This window comes from Sphingomonas sp. MM-1 (assembly GCF_000347675.2).
Lineage (GTDB): Bacteria > Pseudomonadota > Alphaproteobacteria > Sphingomonadales > Sphingomonadaceae > Sphingomonas_E > Sphingomonas_E fennica.
In genome coordinates this window covers 119,550-136,298 of record NC_020562.1, presented here as the reverse complement: position 1 = coordinate 136,298, position 16,749 = coordinate 119,550, and the positions used below count along the sequence as shown (strand labels likewise).

Here is a 16,749-nt window from a genome sequence, read left to right as displayed (position 1 = left end):
GGATGACGGCATCGGCCCCGCTGATCGGCATGACTGGAAAGCAAGCCGATGTCGTCACCTTCCTGGAGTCGCCGGGTGCGCTAAAGCCTGGAGAAACCGCGCGCCGGATAGATACGCACGCCGCGCACATATTTCTGGCCGGCGATCGCGCCTGGAAGCTCAAGCAAGCCGTCCATTACGACTATCTCGACTTTTCGAGCGTGGACAAGCGCCGCGCCGCGCTTGAGGCGGAACTGTCACTCAACCGCAGGACGGCGCCGTCGCTCTATCTTGCGGTCCGCCCGATCTGTCGGGATGGCACTGGCAAGCTCAACATGGAGGGACAGGGAGAAGCCGTCGACTGGCTCCTCGAAATGCGGCGCTTTGCGGATGGTGCCTTGCTCGAGGACGTCGCCGCTCGCGGCGGGTTGGATGATCGGCTGGTCACGAGCCTCGCTGATCAGATCGAAGCATTTCACGGTGATGCGGAGGTGCACCGCTCGCAATCGGGCGCGAAACGTATCGCGGCGGTGATTTCGGGAAATCGGACGAGCATGGCGCGATTTGGCGAGATATTGCCGGCCGCTGCCGCAAGCGGTTTGATTGAACGGCAAATGGAACAGGCGCTTTGCCATGCCGAATTGCTGGATGCGCGCACCCGCCAGGGCCGCGTCAGGCACGGGCATGGTGACCTGCATCTCGCGAATATTGCGGTGATCGACGATGAGCCTGTCTTGTTCGATTGCCTCGAGTTCGATCCGACGCTTGCAACGACCGATGTGCTCTACGATCTCGGCTTCCTGTTGATGGATCTTTGGGCGCGCGGGCTTCAAACGCAGGCGAATCTGCTGCTGAACCGCTATCTGGACATTTCTCTGTTGTCGTAGATGCCGCGCGTCGGCACCCCGCCGAGAAAAGCAAAGCCCCTGGCATGGGCGTCAAACACCATCTCCTGGGTCTCACGCGGATAAGCCCGCACAAAGGGCGCCCGCGACCAGCATAGCCGCATATGCGCCACCTTAACCCGCATCGGCTTGCCGGCGATCTCCACGTCCTCGTGGCTCCAATCAAACTGGTAGGCCTCGCCAGGCCGGAACATGAGCGGGATGAACACCTTGCTCATATCCCCGCTGCCACCGGCGTGGCGCTCCTGCTTCCAGCGGGCCGCATAGCGCCGCACCGCATCGTAGGAGCCGGTGAACCCCTCACGTTCCAGCAGATCATGAATCCGCGTCAGCCGCAGTCGCTCGCGCCGGGGGCGCTCTTCGTTCTCCGCCAGCAACTCATCTAACCGTTCGCGAAATGGACCGGTCTGCGGACGATGCTGCTCCTTCCTCTCGTAGCTGAAATCCGCCTCCGGAGCACGGATCGCCTTGCGCACCGTGTTGCGCGACAACCGTAAATCACGCGCAATCTCTTTGATCGGCTTACCGTCCCTGTGCTCCCTGCGTATCTTGGCAATAGTCTCCACAATCAACATCCCCGTCCTCGCCGCCTGGAAGCCCAAGCCGCGACGCCTCACACTCTGGAATGATGGGGGTCAATTTTAGACGCCGATCACCCCGCTAAGGGGGTCAATTTTGCACGCCGCTCCACAGGATGTCCGCAAGCTCGAAGAGCGGCGGCAAAGACTGGAAGAGAAGGAACGCGAGGCGGCCATTCAGGCCATCGAGAAGACCGGTCTTCTCAAGCTCGAGACAAAACGGTTGGGGAACCTGCTCGGCCGAATTCGGAGCCTCGGGATAGACGAAGTGGAAAAGCGCCTGACCGCGTGAACAGCCCCCGCCGCGAGCCTGCTCGCGGCACGGACATGGAGGGCTCGATGCCCTCCATGTCCGTTCTGACCCCACAGCAAAAAAGGGGAGAGGCGTTGCCGCCCCTCCCCGTCTGTCTCAGAATTCGTCAAGCCGTCCGCCCGGCACGCTGTGGACGATCCGGTCTATGATCATCATCGGCAGCGCGCCGTAATCGCCCTCGTCAATGGTGATGTAGCCGGCCTCCTCGTCCGCCACGACATGCTGGTCGAAGTAGCTGTGAAGCGCGCGGCGTTCGGCATTCGCGATGGCGGCGAAGAAGGCGGCGTTGTCGGCGGCGGCGCTGGTCGAGATGATCTGCATGATAGGCTCCTGTCGGTCTTGAATGACAGGAGCGGCGCGTCGGGCGGCCGAGGCCGGGTCAAGGATCGCGAAGCGACCGCGTGAGCGGCGGTGGGGGTCACGATTTTCTTCGGCGGCCGCCGACGCCGAAGGACAAGCGCCGCGCTCGATCCGCCGAAGAAAATGGTGGGGCCCCGCCGTCCTTGAGGCGGGCTCGGGCGTCCGACATAATGGGAAGTCTGTGAGAGATGTTTCCTCTCGTCGGGAGACCCCGGCAAGGCGTAGCTGCGTGCGGACCGACGGGTCCGCGCGGCACGCGAGCGAGCCGGGACGCGAAGCCTGCGGCAGAAAGAAAAGGGACCGAGCGCGAGGCCCGGTCCCCAATGCCGTCAGGGATGCCGGCCGCAATGGCAATAGTGCTCATCGATACCGCTGATCGAGCATAGGCCTGGACCGAAGCCGGCCGCCATGACCTCGGGATCGTCGATATAGCCAAGCTCGGTGGCGATCACGATTGCCTGTGTCCGGAGCGCCGGATCGAGCTTGTCGACGGTCGGCTCCAGCGCTTCCGTGAACCAGCGCTCATACATCTCATAGCTGCCGCCGGCGGTCTGGCGCATCATCGCTTTCGAGACTCGATCCGCCTCCTCCCGAAACTGCGCCAGACTATCTGATTGGGTGGCTGCGGACAGCGGGTCATCTTGCGGAATGTCCGGCTGTGGTGGGCGGTGTTCGGCCGCGACCAGGTATGCCCTGCAGCAGTTCGAACAGCGGGCGCATTCATCGACCTCGTCATATTGCTCAGGATCGTAGAGCGTCGCGCAGTACGGGCAGATCGGAGCGTTGAACAGCGCCCGGAGATTGTCGGAAAGATTGTCCATAAGAGCCTCCATCAGGATGATGCCGTGCTCCCCATCTCTCATCGATGAGGATGGGCTCAGCGGGACGCGGTGTTGAGGCGGTCAGGGACGGCATGGTCGCCGCGTAGCGGGCAGCGGGGGAACCGATTTTGTTGCCGGGTAGCGGAGCGGAGCGGCGGCAAAATTGGGGGGGCCGCTGATCCTTGACGGCCGAGGAACACCCAGCGTCATGCTTTGGCGATGAAGCCCCGTCTGATGCCGAGATGTGAGAGTGCGCATGCTTGCCTCTTGCCCGGCAAGTCGAACGGGTAACGTCGCAGTAAATCCACCGGCGCTACGCCTGCGAACAGGGTGCCGCTTGGTTGGTCCTCGGCGCTGTGCTAGGCGCTTCGGTGTGCTGCGAAAACGGCAGCGCCGGGGCTTAAGAACCCTGTCGAGAACGGCACTCGGTGTGATTTCACGCCGGGGTGCCTGCGCATATGTCCAGGAGCCTCGGCTCTAAAAGCGTAGGCGCATGTCTCGACGTGTTCTTAAGCCCCGGCTCCCGCGCCTTCGCGCGGGAGCGTTGGGCGGGAATGGCTCTCTCGTTTCCGCCGCGGCGGAGGCAAGGGGAAGTCGGATGATCAAGCCGGAAGATTTGGAGGCATCGGATCGACATTTCGTGGAGCAGGTCATGCTATCGATCCGAATGCTGCGCGGCGAAATTGGGCAAGGCGATGGTGGCGATGCGAGGATGCAGCGCGCTTATGCGCTGGTCTTGATGCGCGAGGCTCTGGGCGTGCTCGATTCGATCCGGGACACCAATTGCACCCCGCATTTGCAGATGGCGATCGACCGATTGCTGGGCGGCCCTCGCAATGATCTGTCGCGGGAAATTCATTGAAATCAGGCCCAGGCGAGGCGGGCGTCGTCCGTTCCATCGGCGCTATCCGCCAGACGCTTCAGCCGGGGCAGATACTGTTCGACGCCAAAGCGCATCGCGCGCCGTGACGTAGCCGGGTCGGCAATGCGCTCCCTGAGCTGCGAAAGGGCGATCTCTCCTACGCTCTCGGCGTCCACGCCCAAGGCTTCGAGAAGCGCATAGGCGTTGCCATAGGCAAGATCGAGTTCAAGCCCGCTATCGGATGTAAGCGCGACCCTCATGGTTATTTCGGCCGAGTTGGCGCAGTGGTGAACGCAGACCCGGCGGGCACGAAACTGCGCTTCCTCGACCACGCTGATCACCGCCGGATCATGGTCGAAGATGGCCGTCACCGTGGCCAGCGCGAGCGGGCAGACCCGGACCTCGAAACTGTCGCCGATGATGTCGTCGGGTTCGATGAGCGCGGTGCCGATTCGGTCGCCTTCGGCGCGAAGGATGCGGCGCAGCGCGGCGAGTTGGCGGGCAGTGATGACGGCAAGCGGTGCGAGGGTATCGTCGGCAGGAACGGCGATGCGAAAGAGGATGGACATGACTTTGTCTCCTTGGGCAAACCACCTCTCTTTCATCCCCCTTCCCTTTGGAGCCCCAGGGTTCGGTGGCATGGACGGGCATGTGCTTGTCGGCGCCGCGCGGGGGTTCGATGCCCCCGTGCGGCGCGTGGAGCCAAGAGAAGGGAAGAGAGGCCCCGGCGTCCGCCGGGGCCTCTCCAAGGCGCGTCACCGACGACGCTGGCCACCGCCATTCACCATCGCGGCGTAGTAATCGTCCTGCGTCCAGGAATCGTATTCGTCGCGGGACTTGGAAGCATTCGCCTTGGACTGGACTTGCCGCGTCTTCGAACTCTGATCGAGCTTCACGACGTGAAGCGGGACGCCGGCCTGCCGCAGCTTCTGCGCGAGGTTCATCTGGATGCCCGACCCTTCGCAGATGACTGCTTCGACCGGCTTGAGTGCCAGCAGGCGATCGTTGCGGACGAAGGCGGCCTTGGCGCCGAGGCGGCGATCCAGCCGGAACAGGATGACCTTCACGCCGCGCGCTGCCGCCCAGGCCTGGGCGATCGCGTCGCAGCCTTTGGTCTGCGCGGTGGTCGCGAGGATCATTTCCGGCACGCGGGCCTTGATGGAGTCGAGACCGCGCCAGAGCATCTCGTGATCGTCCCAGACCTGACCGCCGGAGAAGGCGACGACGGGACCTTCGGGCGCGAACTGTTCGCGGCGCTCGCGGGCGCGCTCGGCGAGATAGTTGCGGGCATCGATCATCGAGGCGGTGACCCCGCTCGACACCCGGCTGCCGCGGGTCGGCGAGTAGGGACGGCCAGTCTCGACGCGATAGACTTCGGCGGCATGGTCGCGCATGCATTCCATCGCATCGCGGCACCCCTGCAGTGTCTGGCACAGCAGCTGCGCCTCCTCGAGCTGCGAGGCGTAGATCTCGCTCGGATCGAAGCTGCGGGCGAGATCTCCGAGCTCCTTGGCCGCGTCGTCCTCGCGGTCGCTGAGACGCTTGGCGACGACATGGAAGCTGTTGACGAAGCCCCAGGCGAGGTCGCTCGCGAAAGGCTCGAGCCGCGTGTCGCGAAACACGTCGAACAGCGTCGCCATCACCATTTCCACCGCTGCGCGGGCTTGCTCGGGATCGGGCATCTCGCGTTGCTCGGTCTCGTCGACGGGCGACAGCTTGGCGCGTTCGTCGTGCTCGATGAAAGCACCCTCGTAGATCGAACTCTGGCCGTGATGGCCGGTTTCGCCGGCGATGAAGCTGGCGAGGTCGGCGAAGTTCGTGAAAGACTTGGTCATGTGAGCCTCCATGGCGTTTTTGCTGTCTCATCCCCTCGGATGAGACCTGACTCAGGGCATGCGGTGGTCAGGGAGGTCAGGCACGTTAACCGGGAAGCCGGCCACAGGCCGGACCCCGGTTAACGCCGCGCCAGCGGGGAGTGGGGGAACCGATTTTGTCGGGGTTGCCGGGACGCGTCAGCGGCGCGGCGGCGCCGTCAAAATTGGGGGGGACCGCTCATGCTCGACGGACCGCCAACCCCGCATGCCACACTAGGCAGACACAAGAGAGGAATAGGGGTGTAAAACCTCACCGGCGAGAACAACCGCAAGCGGGATCGTAACCCGGACGGGCGGAGACGAGGCTCAGGCCTCGGCTCCGTGAGGTTAGCCGGGGACCGCGCGCATGCGCGGGCGGCGGCTTAGCGAATAGAGCCCCGGTCCCGTCCTTCTGCCCTGGCGAAGGACGGGATGCGCCAACCATCCATGCAACCGCCCCATCCCCATGTTGCGCCATGCCGCAATCGGGAGCGCAGCGCCCCGAGATCAGGCATATGGGCAATATCCTGCGAGCCAATGCGCTCATGCCGGCAGGAACTTCGGCATCGCGGCTTCCGCCGTGCGAGGGGTGGTCACGCCGGCGCCCGGGACATGGCTGGCACCCGTCCCGGACATTCGACGTCGGCAGCGATCAGACGGGGCCGATCCAGTCCGCGGCCTCACGCCACCCAAGGATGTCGCTGCCACTGTCGGAGACGGCGTCGTTCGAAATGTCGCGCCACGGCGAGCGCGGCCGATAGGTCGGCATGTATCGAGCGGTCATCAGCTCAAAGGTGGCGCAGCTATAGCCGCTGAGGCGAATGGCAAGCACCGGCTGATTCTCCGAAGGAAGATCGAAGAAGACCGAGGTGAAGCCGGACGGAAGCGGCCGGATCGTCGCATCGATCATCGTGCGCGCCAACCGAAGCTCGAGTTCGCCGGCATCGCTGCCCCAGGGATGCGCGTCGATGTCATACAGATCGACGCTCCCGGCGGCGCGCACACAGGAGAATTCGCCCGACCAGCAACGGCTGTCCGGGTGCAGGGCCGTGACCTCGGCGGGAAGACCGGCATCGCCGGTCTCCGAGCGAAGCCAGTCGGCGAGGGCCGGCGTGAGCCGGCCCGAGAGCTTGCGCGCGCGAACCGGCGCCGCGTCGAGTTTGGGAAACTCGACGAGCCACCAGGCGAGGCGGTGATGGAGAAGGACGCCGTAGCAATGCTGTACGGCGGGTCTGGGGGCGGGCTGTGTGGCCATGAGCGGAATCCTTGCTTGAGCGGAAGGACGGGTCAGTGAACTGACCCGTCATGCGCGAAGATGGCATCGGGGCTGATCAGCTGGTGCTCGCCGGCGACCAGCGACCAGGCCGCGGCGAGGTCGTCGTAATATTCGCTGTCGACGATCGCATCGGCACTCGCTTCGCCGAACTGGGCTTGTTCGAACGCGCGGACGTGGGCCGCGTCGGCGGCTTCGGCAATCGCCTGGGCGAGGCGTGCGGCGATCTCATCGAAGGTGGCGAGATGGAACATTGTGCTCTCCGTGGAAATGAGGAGGGCGGCCGCTGACGGCCGCCCGTCAGGGATCAGAGGAACTCGATTTCCTCGGCGACGATGTCGGTGTTGTAGTAGGTGCGCCCATCGCGCTCGTTGCGGCTGTAGCGGATCTCGCCGACGACCATCAGCTTGTCGCCTTTCTTCTTGTGGTTGGCGACCGACTTGCCGAGGCCGTTGAAGGCCTTCACCGTGTGGAACTCGTCGTAGGTCTCGGTGTAGCCGTTGTCGTCCTTCTGGACCTGGCCGTCCTTGATCACCGGCTTGGAGGTGACGAGGCTGAAGCTGACGCCGCCCTTGCTGTCGGTGCCGAAACGGCTGATGTCAGAGGTGATGCGGCCTGAGAGAAAAACCTTGTTCATGGTCGTGTACCTTTCGCGTGTCCGTCAGCGGGCCGACCCCGCTGGGATGAACAGTCGCGAAAGCCCGTGAACGAGGGAGCGCCGCACCGGAGCGCCAGCGACGGGGAACCTGCGATTTTTCGGGTGGTGCGGGCAGAGGCCGCCAGGCCTCAACACGGCCGCAAAATCGGGGGTTGCGACGGTCCCGCACGGGCGTAGCGTTCATCCCGACAAGCGGGTGGCCGGATGGCGGACAGGAGACGGGGACGCACCGACTGTGGAAGGCTCGATCCCGGCCGCTTGCCCTCAACCAGCGCGGCCGATGGCCGGGCGATGGGCCTCCTGCTTTGCCCGGTCGCGGGCTCCGGTCAAGGCGGCCGCCAGTGGGCGCGGTGTGCGCCGACCGCCTCGATGATCCCGCGGGCCGCCTGCAGCCGGAGGCCGGGCCACATTCCAGAGACGATGAGATTGGCCGGCGGGTCCGTCCCGGGCGAGCGCGCCGGATCCCGCGCTTCGGCAGGAAGGGCGCCGCTGATCGCAGCCGTCACGGCGGCAGGTGATCACCGGTGCTGCGGTGGGGACTGTCACGGCCGCCGGATGGGAACCGGGAAGGTTCGGCTGTAACGGGGCGGATATCGAAGCCGAGCCAGGTGAAATGATTATACTGGTCGATGACCACTGACGTGCCGTGCGCGAGCCCGGCGCGATCGCCAACGGCGTCGGGAATGGCCAGCTCCTGGCCCGCCTTGTCGCTCTTCGTGGCGATCGCGGCCGTGAAAGCGCGCTGACTCTGCACAGCGATCACAATGACTGGACGTGTCTTGATGCCCTCGTCCCGACCGGCCTACTGGTCACGGGTGAAGAGATAGACACAGTGGAGGATGTCGCCGACCTTAAGGAGCGGCGTCATCGTTCCAAACGTCCTGTCCTATTTCTTCGGCGGAGGGCTTCGCGGCCTCGAAAAGATCCCGATGCGCGTCGGGCATTTGATCGGCATCGGCGGCGTTAAGATCGAACACCGCAAGAATCTGTCCAGCGGCGAGCCGTTCGAAATAGGCGGCCTCGACAATAGTGATGTCTGGACGCCCATGTTTTGTGACGGTGATTGGTTCTCGCTGGCTGATATCCGGATATTGACCGGTATGATTGTGGAAGGCCGTCCGCGGAACTTTCTTCTTCGTTGTCGACCGCAAGGTTTCCGCATTCATGGCACGGTCCAGGCGGAATAATCGGCATATACCAAATATGGCAATTTTAGTAAGTTCGAGAAATACCGCCGCCAAACAAGAACAGGGTCCGCTTCGCGTGAAACGAAGCGGACCCTGCGGGAATCGTGCCCGGCCTGGAGGCGCGGGACCGGGCACGACGGGGGGATTTCAGCTGACGGTTTCGGGTTCCTCCACCTGTTCGGCCGTACGCTGACGACGCTGACGCCGGCCGCCTTCGGGCTGTTCGCCACCAAAGGCGTGCTCTGCCGACGACTGGCCGAGGCCGGCCTCGGCGCCCTGGGCCGGCGCGCCGGCGGTCTCGCCTTCGCCGGGCAGCGGCGGCAGCGCGTCATCGGCCTTGCGCGCCATCTCCGAGGCGAGGTCGCGCCGCCGCGTCGGACGCGACCAGACCACGTTGTAGCTGCCGTCCTCCTGGCGGAACGCGGAAATGTAAAGCGGCGCCGCCAGGCTCGGATCCTCGATCTTCCCGTTGAGGAACGCCTCGCCCGTGCCGTTCGAGAACAGCTCGAACAGCGCCCCAACCTGCACCCACGCCCGCGATGCCGACAGCGCCAGCACCTCGAACTTCGGCGCCTTCGGATTGGCCGAGTGCACCTCGCGCAGCGCAATCGTCATCGCAATCGTCAGCGTCTCGATCTTGCCGACGAAAATACCGCCTTCATTCTGCTTGATCGAACCAATGTTCATGGAAAGTCTCCTGGATGATGGTCTCGAACACTGTGTCCGGGACACCGTCCTTCCTCCCCCTCCTCTCCTCGGCCGTTCGGCCGAGCCAGCGCGCAAGCGCCATAGCCGAGGCCCGCGTCCGCGGCCTCGGGACGATCCGGTCGATCCATGGATCGATCCGAACAGCCCCCGCCTGGTCCCGGCCTGATCAACCCCACCCCCGACGCCAATCGTCGGGCAGCAGATCAGACGCAGGAGATGATCGGCCATCGCGAAACGCTCGCGCGTCAGGCCGCTGGCTTTGGCGAGTTGGCTCCAGGATGCCGGAATTCGACTGGGCTTCTTCCGTGCGCAGCTATTCCGCAGGACCGCAATCTGGGATGGTGGCCCGTCAACGGCGGACAGTCGCGTTCAGGCGTAGTGCGGCCGGACCTCGGGAAAGGCCGGGGGCGCCGTCCATTCGAAGACGATGGCAGTATAACGGCCGCCATCATAAAGGACGGAATCGACGCGGCGACGATGACGCTGTAGCCGTTCGAGCAGGCGGTTGGCGCGGTCAGCCAACTGGATGGCCCGCGCTTCGGTCGGCGCCAGCGCGAGAAGGCGGGCCAACTCGCCGGTGTCGTACCACCAGCCACCCTCTTCTGCTCCACCATAGGCGCGGTCAATCTCATAAAGGGCGATGATGTAGCGCATGTGCGGCTCCTTCAGTTGAGTGGGGCCGGGAGCGCCAGCCATTCGGGCTGGTCGTCGGCAATGGGCGGATCGAAGTTCGCGGCCTCGGCCTCGGAAAACACCGTGGCGCCAGCAAGCGAGCCGAAGCCCGAATGGCTGTTCCAGAAGAGCAGGCCGGCCTCTGCGTCGCGCGTGACAAGGACGTATCCGTCGACACCTTCGTGGTGACCGCGCGCGATAGCGCGATCGAGGAGCCGGGACGAACCTGCGAACTCGAGCCCGTCTTCGCGGATGACGACATAGCCGCCGCCGAACTCACCGGGGCGCAGGCGATCGCAATCGAGCGCATATTCGAAGCCAAACGGCAGAGCCGATTTCGCGGTCGCCTGGATCAGCAGCGCGGCGGTTTCGACATCGACCTGGTCGCCGTAGAACCAGACCTTGCAACGGCCTGACCCATCGGACGGATCGACCTGCAGCGAGAAGCTGAGGCGTGGATAATCGAGATCGCTGAAGATCGCGCGAAATCCACCGAAGGGATCGGCCTCGATCGACGGGAAGCACGACGTGAAGGATTCGCCGAGCGCGGCATAAGCTGCGGCAAGTTCATCCTGCTCGAAACCAGAATCATCGAGAATTCCTGTAGCATCTTCGATCTGGCGCAGGACTTCGGCCTCGGCCTCGGTAACGGTGAGCACAAAGCTCGCTTTGACGAAATGGTTGGCCATGTTCGCTCCTCGCGAAAAATAGGTTCGGGACAGTCAGGTCTCCGGCCTCGGAGACATGTCCTGCCCCTTCCCCCTTCCCTGCTCCTCTTTGCGTGCGCGAAGCGCAGATGCGGCGAGGCGCGCGGAGGAGAGCCTCGGTCTCGGTCAGTGGCTTACAGAAGGCGTGGGCACCGTCAGCGAGTCCAAGCGTATCGCCGACACCAGCACGTCGGGAGACAAGGCCTGCGGCGCGCCGGGGAAGGTTTTGCTCATTCTGGCCGCTCATCCGATAATTTCTGGAAACTTTCACAATTTGGAAGTATGAGGAAATTCATGTCATCCTTGGCACAGCAGATCACGGCAGCAGGGCTGGCCGACCATATCCTGAGCGAACGCCAGCTTGGGCGGTTGCTGGGCGGCGGGGATGCGCGGCGCTACGGCCTCGTAAACCGTGCCCTCAAGGATGGCTCCCTGCTTCGGGTGAAGCGCGGCACATATCTTCTGGGGCGAGACTATCGCAGCCAAACCGTACATCCCTTCGCCATTGCCCAGAGTCTCGTACCAGGCAGCTATATCTCGCTCGAAAGCGCGCTGACCTGGCATGGCTGGATTCCCGAAGCGGTTTTCACCACCGCCAGCGTGACACCGGGACGCAAAACGCTGCACTTCGACACGCCGGACTTCGGGGCGTTCAGCTTCCACCCTCTCGCCATTGCCGATTATCGGTTCCTGATCGGCGTTGATCGGGTCCAGATGGGCAAACTCACCGCCTTCGTCGCCCAGCCTTTGCGGGCGCTGATGGACTTGGTTGCCCTGCGCAAGGAACAATGGAGCGGGGTCGAATGGCTGACCCATGGCATGCGGATCGACCCGGACAGGCTCGTCTCGCTTCGACGAAAGGATTTCGCCAAGCTCAGATCCACCTACAAGCACAAGGCCGTGAACGCCTTTCTCGCCGCGCTCGAATACGCCGTCATGGCCCGAAAGGCTTCCAATCATGATTGACATCATCCAGGAAAAGCTGCGCAGCTACGATGCGGCCAACGCCCTCGAAGAGGAAAATGCCGTCAAGGAAATCCTCCAGGAGATCGCGCTTTACGCCCTGTGGCGCGGCGATTTCTTCGATGTCGCCCTGTTTCAGGGAGGCACCTCGCTGCGTATCCTTCATGGCCTGCCGCGTTTTTCAGAAGACCTCGATTTCCTCCTCCGCGCGCCCGATCCGGATTTCGATTGGTCGCCTTATCTCACGGTTCTGGTCGACGTGTTCGGCCAGTTCGGCCTGAAGCTCGACGCGCGGCCCAAGGCGAAAATGGACAGCGCGATCCGCCAGGCGCTCCTCAAGAATGATTCGATCGCCAGCCAGCTCGACCTTATCTTTGCCGGGACAGGCAAGCCCCGGACGATCCGCATCAAGTTGGAAATCGATGTCAATCCCCCCGCCGGCTCCGGCGAAGATGCCACCTATCTCGATTTTCCGGCCGACTATGAAGTGCGACATCAGGATCTGCCGTCCAACTTCGCGCTCAAGATCCATGCGCTGCTCTGCCGGGGCTTCCTCAAAGGCAGGGACTGGTACGATTTCTCCTGGTATGTCGCAAAGGGAACTGCCCCCAATCTGCCGCTCCTGCGCGCGGCGCTGATTCAAGCCGGACCGTGGGCTGGTGACGAGAGCATTGCCGTCAATATGCCCTGGCTGAAGGACGCGCTGGGCAGCACGATCGCCGGTCTCGACTGGAAAGCGGCGGCCGAAGATGTGCGCCGCTTCCTGCGTCCGGCTGAACTCAAATCGATCGACCTGTGGAGCGAGCGCTTCTTCATGGCGAAGCTGGACCGGCTGGTTCCGCCCCCCGGACAGAATGCGAATGCATGATTGCCCGTCGCCAGGGCAAGCGCTCGACGCCTGACTCAAGACCTATGGAACCGTGCGCGATGGCAACTCGGGTCATCTCCTGCCCGAGCAACAGTAGGAGATCGATAACGAGCGGGTTGCTCTGCACGTTGGAAAACTTCTAGTCGCCGAAATCCCGCCAGCGGCCGACCAGTTCGATCATCTCGGCCTTGCAGCCGAAGGCATCCGGATAGATCGCGCCTTCATGTTGACCGAGGAAACCGACGATCGTCGTGATGTGGGTCGCGATCGTCGCGTCGACGCCGAACAGATCGGCGATAGGAAAGTGCCCGCAATCCTCGCCGTTCCACCAGGCCAGAAGGAAGTTTGCGACCCGGCGTGATTGGCCGGTGTCGGATCGGGCAATTGCGATGAGACGATCGAGGGCGTTGTCTGCGGCGGCCTTGCTGAAGGGTCCCTGATCCATGAGATCAGGCTACAGCAGCGTTGGGTGCGGGTGAACCGGAAATAGCAGGATCCAGCCCCGGCGAGCCGGCGGGATTGCCGCGCAACATCCAGGGCATCGGCTGGATGAGCCGTGCCCAGTCGGCGAAAGACGGAATGCGCCCCAGATCTTCGGTGACGTGCGCCTCCCCGATCAGACGCACCGGCACCTGACGTCCGTCGCTGTTGCGAACGGTCACGCCAAAAATCGTCTCGAGCAGGAAAATCCCCTCGGCATGGTGCCTGAGCGCCCGGTGGCGCGGATCAGCGATGATCTTCTTGGATTCATCGAACCATTGATGAAGGGCGATATAGTCGCCCGGCACGCCGCCCCAGCGGCGCGCCGAGCTGAGCGCATGAAAATAGCAGTGAGACATGGATCACAGCTCCGTCTCGGTGGTGTCGTAGTCGATGAACCGGGCATTATGCGTGATGGTCACGCCTCCCGAGGCGACATCGATGACGATCTCTCCGTAGGCGCCCTCGCCATTTTCCCAGCCACCATGATGGTCGCAGACGGCATTTTCAGCAAAAGACGACAGGGCGTCCTCCAGTTGCAATGCGGAACTGCGAACGTTTCCACCATAGTCGACGGCGTAATGGTCGCACAGCACCGAAGGCAATTCCCGGACAGACTGGCCGCCATAGGCGGTGACATCGCCCATCATGCCTTCATCACCGCCACCATCATAGCTGATGTCGACGCGTGTGATACCATGCTCCCGCAGGATAGGCAGGAACGCGCTCTTGCAGCGCGCTTCGACACGCCGGACGGCGGCGGCATGCTCTGCGATCTCGGCCTCGATACGAGCCTGAATGGCGGCCTGGTCGGAGGTAAGTTGCGTCGGTATCATACTGGTGTCTCCTCAAGCGAGCGGTTCGCGGCCTCGGCGCAGCGAGGGTAGGCGGCGGCGAGATTGCGATGAAGGATCTCGAAGTCGGGAATGGGGAACCGTCCCAACGGGTCGGGCCGCGTCGCGAGCAACGCACCCATGACGATGTCGTCGATACGGTCCCGGTCGACCGCGGGGGCACGGCCGTCGTCGTAGCGGACCGGCGGCGCGAAACCGGCTTCGACCCAGCTGGCGAGACCGTCTGTCAACCGGCGCGCAAAGTTGACCCCCTATCGGCGCCCAACATTGACCCCCTTTTTCGTGAGTTCCGGCGGTTATCCCGGTAGTCCATAGGAGGGACCCGCGGACGCCGACGCGCGCCGTCAGGAGCGCTGGCGGCGGCGTCCGCGGGAGGTACCTGTGGACCCACCGGGGTAACCGCCGGGGATGGGGGTCCGGGGGAAGGGGTTTTTCCCGTCTCTTAGCTTCGGTTTTTGAACCGCCAGCTGTCGTTGCCGGTTTCGATGATGTCGCAATGATGCGTGACACGGTCCAGCAGCGCCGTCGTCATTTTGGCATCCTGGAAGACGCTAGGCCATTCGCCGAAGGCGAGATTGGTGGTGATGATCACCGAGGTCTTTTCGTAGAGTTTGCTGATCAGATGGAACAGCATCTGGCCTCCTGACCGGGCGAACGGCAGATACCCGAGCTCGTCCAGAACCACGACGTCCAGGCGGGCCATCTGGGCGGCCAGGCTGCCGGCCTTGGCCTGCCGGGTTTCTTCCTCCAGACGATTGACCAGATCGACGGTATTGAAGAACCGGCCCCTGGCCCCGGCGCGGACCACCGCAGCGGTGATGGCGAGCGCGAGATGCGTCTTGCCGGTGCCGGTGCCACCAACCAGCACGATATTGCGCCGTTCCGGCAGGAACGAGCCGGCATGGAGCGAACGCACCAGGCTCTCGTTGATCGGTGTGTCGGCGAAGACAAAGCCGTCGAGATCCTTGATGGCCGGCAGCCTGGCCGCAGTCATGCGATACCGGATCGAGGCGGCTTCACGGTGGGCCGTTTCGGCGCGTAGCAGATCGCCAAGCATCTCCATGGCGGTCCGGTCACGGCGGATGCCATTGGTGACGGCATCGTCGAACGCGGCGATCATGCCCTTCAGGCCCAGCCCCTTGAGGGCTGCCAACATCTCATGCCGCTGCATTGAGGCCTCGCACCGTATCGTAGCGCGCGCAATCGGCAATGGGCGGATGCTTGAGCCTGAGATCGACGACAACATTGATCGCCTGCACAGGCTGTGGTTCGCGTCGGCGCGACAGGATGTTGAGAATGACCTCGTCATTGGCCGTGCCCGCCGCCATGGCTTCGCGCACGGCAGCTTCGACTGCCTCCAGGCCATCCTCGGGCACCGCTGCCAGTACCCGTACAAAGCGTCGGTCTGCGTCATCGCTTTTGCCCAGCTTGCGGCGCAGCTGGGCCAGGGCCGGCGGAAGATCCCAGTCCTGGAAGGGAGCGCCGTTGCGCAATGCGCCTGGCTTGCGGATCAGGACCGGCAGATAGTGCCAGGGATCGAACTTCGTCTGATTGCGGCCGAACAGGCGGGCATGCTCGGCGACCACCTTGCCGGCACAACGGATGACGACCCGGTCGGCATAGGCGCGCAGTTGCACCGCATGCCGGGCAGCAACGGCCATGACCGAGTAACGGTTGCGATCGAAGCTGACGAGGCAGGTCGAGCTCGCCACATGTTCGCTCTCGAAGAAGCCGTCAAAAGGCGTGGTGAGCGGCTGTAGGGAGGGTCGTTCCATCTCCAGTGCCTGGGCGATGGTCATATCTTCCATATCCGGATGGGCATAGCGCTCGGCCCATCGGCGACACTCGGCCTCCAGCCATGCGTTCAACTCTTCCATGCTGGCAAACCGCAGACGTGGCTTGAACAGCCGTTCCCTGCCGGTCTGGACCTGGTTCTCGACCTGTCCCTTCTCCCAGCCTGCCGCCGGGCTACAGGCCACCGGCTCAACGCCATAATGATCCGTCATGATCAGGAAGCGCCGGTTGAACACCCGCTCCTTGCCAGTGAACACCGTCGTCACCGCGGTCTTCATGTTGTCGTAGATGCCGCGCGTCGGCACCCCGCCGAGAAAAGCAAAGCCCCTGGCATGGGCGTCAAACACCATCTCCTGGGTCTCACGCGGATAAGCCCGCACAAAGGGCGCCCGCGACCAGCATAGCCGCATATGCGCCACCTTAACCCGCATCGGCTTGCCGGCGATCTCCACGTCCTCGTGGCTCCAATCAAACTGGTAGGCCTCGCCAGGCCGGAACATGAGCGGGATGAACACCTTGCTCATATCCCCGCTGCCACCGGCGTGGCGCTCCTGCTTCCAGCGGGCCGCATAGCGCCGCACCGCATCGTAGGAGCCGGTGAACCCCTCACGTTCCAGCAGATCATGAATCCGCGTCAGCCGCAGTCGCTCGCGCCGGGGGCGCTCTTCGTTCTCCGCCAGCAACTCATCTAACCGTTCGCGAAATGGACCGGTCTGCGGACGATGCTGCTCCTTCCTCTCGTAGCTGAAATCCGCCTCCGGAGCACGGATCGCCTTGCGCACCGTGTTGCGCGACAACCGTAAATCACGCGCAATCTCTTTGATCGGCTTACCGTCCCTGTGCTCCCTGCGTATCTTGGCAATAGTCTCCACAATCAACATCCCCGTCCTCGCCGCCTGGAAGCCCAAGCCGCG

Annotated in this window: 23 protein-coding genes and 1 pseudogene; 5 read left to right on the top strand and 19 right to left on the bottom strand. The window is 63.7% G+C overall.

Features of this window, described 5'->3' with window-relative positions; all coding sequences use genetic code 11:
- Positions 1-2: 2 nt before the first annotated feature.
- Complete coding sequence (locus G432_RS21190; RefSeq protein ID WP_015460603.1) at positions 3-866, top strand: aminoglycoside phosphotransferase; 864 nt, start codon at positions 3-5, stop codon at positions 864-866.
- On the opposite strand, the pseudogene istA (G432_RS21185) reads toward G432_RS21190, so the two are convergent.
- A pseudogene (istA, locus tag G432_RS21185) lies at positions 857-1,459 on the bottom strand (IS21 family transposase); the annotation flags it as partial. The gene G432_RS21190 and the pseudogene istA (G432_RS21185) overlap by 10 nt on opposite strands.
- Positions 1,460-1,559: 100 nt before the next feature.
- Here istA (G432_RS21185) and G432_RS21180 point away from each other — a divergent pair.
- Positions 1,560-1,754, top strand: a complete 195-nt coding sequence (locus G432_RS21180) for a hypothetical protein (protein WP_015460601.1) — start codon at positions 1,560-1,562, stop codon at positions 1,752-1,754.
- A 117-nt stretch (positions 1,755-1,871) separates the two neighbouring features.
- On the opposite strand, the gene G432_RS21175 is transcribed toward G432_RS21180, so the two are convergent.
- A complete protein-coding gene (locus G432_RS21175) occupies positions 1,872-2,096 on the bottom strand; it encodes a hypothetical protein (protein ID WP_015460600.1) in 225 nt (74 codons plus the stop codon).
- A gap of 368 nt (positions 2,097-2,464) precedes the next feature.
- A complete protein-coding gene (locus G432_RS21170) occupies positions 2,465-2,956 on the bottom strand; it encodes a hypothetical protein (protein ID WP_236626951.1) in 492 nt (163 codons plus the stop codon).
- A gap of 598 nt (positions 2,957-3,554) precedes the next feature.
- Between G432_RS21170 and G432_RS21165 the strand changes: the two genes are divergently transcribed.
- Positions 3,555-3,818, top strand: a complete 264-nt coding sequence (locus tag G432_RS21165; protein WP_015460598.1) for a hypothetical protein — start codon at positions 3,555-3,557, stop codon at positions 3,816-3,818.
- 2 nt (positions 3,819-3,820) lie between these two features.
- Here the strand turns inward: G432_RS21165 and G432_RS21160 are convergent, their stop codons facing one another.
- The 10 genes from G432_RS21160 to G432_RS21110 form a co-directional block, all read right to left on the bottom strand.
- Positions 3,821-4,387 (bottom strand): hypothetical protein, encoded by a 567-nt coding sequence (locus G432_RS21160; protein WP_015460597.1) that lies wholly within the window; start codon positions 4,385-4,387, stop codon positions 3,821-3,823.
- Between the two features lie 186 nt (positions 4,388-4,573).
- The gene (locus G432_RS21155) at positions 4,574-5,653 is read right to left on the bottom strand and encodes a DUF2493 domain-containing protein (protein WP_015460596.1); all 1,080 of its coding nucleotides are present in this window, start codon (positions 5,651-5,653) and stop codon (positions 4,574-4,576) included.
- Positions 5,654-6,323: 670 nt separating this feature from the next.
- On the bottom strand, positions 6,324-6,926 hold the full coding sequence (locus G432_RS21150) for a hypothetical protein (protein WP_015460595.1): 603 nt from the start codon (positions 6,924-6,926) through the stop codon (positions 6,324-6,326).
- A 32-nt stretch (positions 6,927-6,958) separates the two neighbouring features.
- A complete protein-coding gene (locus G432_RS21145; protein WP_015460594.1) occupies positions 6,959-7,198 on the bottom strand; it encodes a hypothetical protein in 240 nt (79 codons plus the stop codon).
- 53 nt (positions 7,199-7,251) lie between these two features.
- Positions 7,252-7,581, bottom strand: coding sequence for a single-stranded DNA-binding protein (locus G432_RS21140; protein ID WP_007015553.1), 330 nt, complete (start codon positions 7,579-7,581; stop codon positions 7,252-7,254).
- 523 nt (positions 7,582-8,104) lie between these two features.
- Positions 8,105-8,365: a hypothetical protein gene (locus G432_RS21130; RefSeq protein ID WP_015460593.1), complete on the bottom strand. Its 261-nt coding sequence runs from the start codon at positions 8,363-8,365 to the stop codon at positions 8,105-8,107.
- A gap of 88 nt (positions 8,366-8,453) precedes the next feature.
- Positions 8,454-8,768: a type II toxin-antitoxin system prevent-host-death family antitoxin gene (locus G432_RS21125; RefSeq protein WP_031297199.1), complete on the bottom strand. Its 315-nt coding sequence runs from the start codon at positions 8,766-8,768 to the stop codon at positions 8,454-8,456.
- 168 nt (positions 8,769-8,936) lie between these two features.
- Complete coding sequence (locus G432_RS21120; RefSeq protein WP_015460591.1) at positions 8,937-9,476, bottom strand: DUF736 domain-containing protein; 540 nt, start codon at positions 9,474-9,476, stop codon at positions 8,937-8,939.
- Between the two features lie 390 nt (positions 9,477-9,866).
- On the bottom strand, positions 9,867-10,151 hold the full coding sequence (locus G432_RS21115; protein ID WP_015460590.1) for a hypothetical protein: 285 nt from the start codon (positions 10,149-10,151) through the stop codon (positions 9,867-9,869).
- Positions 10,152-10,162: 11 nt separating this feature from the next.
- The gene (locus G432_RS21110; RefSeq protein ID WP_015460589.1) at positions 10,163-10,858 is read right to left on the bottom strand and encodes a hypothetical protein; all 696 of its coding nucleotides are present in this window, start codon (positions 10,856-10,858) and stop codon (positions 10,163-10,165) included.
- A gap of 312 nt (positions 10,859-11,170) precedes the next feature.
- Here G432_RS21110 and G432_RS21105 point away from each other — a divergent pair, with 312 nt between their 5' ends.
- A complete protein-coding gene (locus G432_RS21105) occupies positions 11,171-11,842 on the top strand; it encodes a type IV toxin-antitoxin system AbiEi family antitoxin domain-containing protein (RefSeq protein WP_015460588.1) in 672 nt (223 codons plus the stop codon).
- On the top strand, positions 11,835-12,707 hold the full coding sequence (locus G432_RS21100; RefSeq protein WP_015460587.1) for a nucleotidyl transferase AbiEii/AbiGii toxin family protein: 873 nt from the start codon (positions 11,835-11,837) through the stop codon (positions 12,705-12,707). The genes G432_RS21105 and G432_RS21100 overlap by 8 nt, the downstream gene beginning before the upstream one ends.
- 139 nt (positions 12,708-12,846) lie before the next feature.
- Here G432_RS21100 and G432_RS21095 read toward each other — a convergent pair whose 3' ends face one another.
- The 6 genes from G432_RS21095 to istA (G432_RS21070) form a co-directional block, all read right to left on the bottom strand.
- Entirely contained in the window at positions 12,847-13,152 is a 306-nt protein-coding gene (locus G432_RS21095; protein WP_015460586.1) for a DUF7673 family protein, read from the bottom strand.
- A gap of 4 nt (positions 13,153-13,156) precedes the next feature.
- Entirely contained in the window at positions 13,157-13,546 is a 390-nt protein-coding gene (locus G432_RS21090; RefSeq protein WP_015460585.1) for a DUF6915 family protein, read from the bottom strand.
- A 3-nt stretch (positions 13,547-13,549) separates the two neighbouring features.
- The gene (locus G432_RS21085) at positions 13,550-14,023 is read right to left on the bottom strand and encodes a DUF6878 family protein (RefSeq protein ID WP_015460584.1); all 474 of its coding nucleotides are present in this window, start codon (positions 14,021-14,023) and stop codon (positions 13,550-13,552) included.
- Positions 14,020-14,271, bottom strand: coding sequence for a hypothetical protein (locus G432_RS21080; protein ID WP_015460583.1), 252 nt, complete (start codon positions 14,269-14,271; stop codon positions 14,020-14,022). The genes G432_RS21085 and G432_RS21080 overlap by 4 nt, the downstream gene beginning before the upstream one ends.
- A 212-nt stretch (positions 14,272-14,483) precedes the next feature.
- Positions 14,484-15,212 (bottom strand): IS21-like element helper ATPase IstB, encoded by a 729-nt coding sequence (istB, locus tag G432_RS21075; RefSeq protein WP_015449229.1) that lies wholly within the window; start codon positions 15,210-15,212, stop codon positions 14,484-14,486.
- Positions 15,199-16,716, bottom strand: coding sequence for an IS21 family transposase (gene istA / locus G432_RS21070; protein ID WP_015449228.1), 1,518 nt, complete (start codon positions 16,714-16,716; stop codon positions 15,199-15,201). Before istA (G432_RS21070) ends, istB begins: the two co-directional genes overlap by 14 nt.
- Positions 16,717-16,749 lie beyond the last annotated feature (33 nt).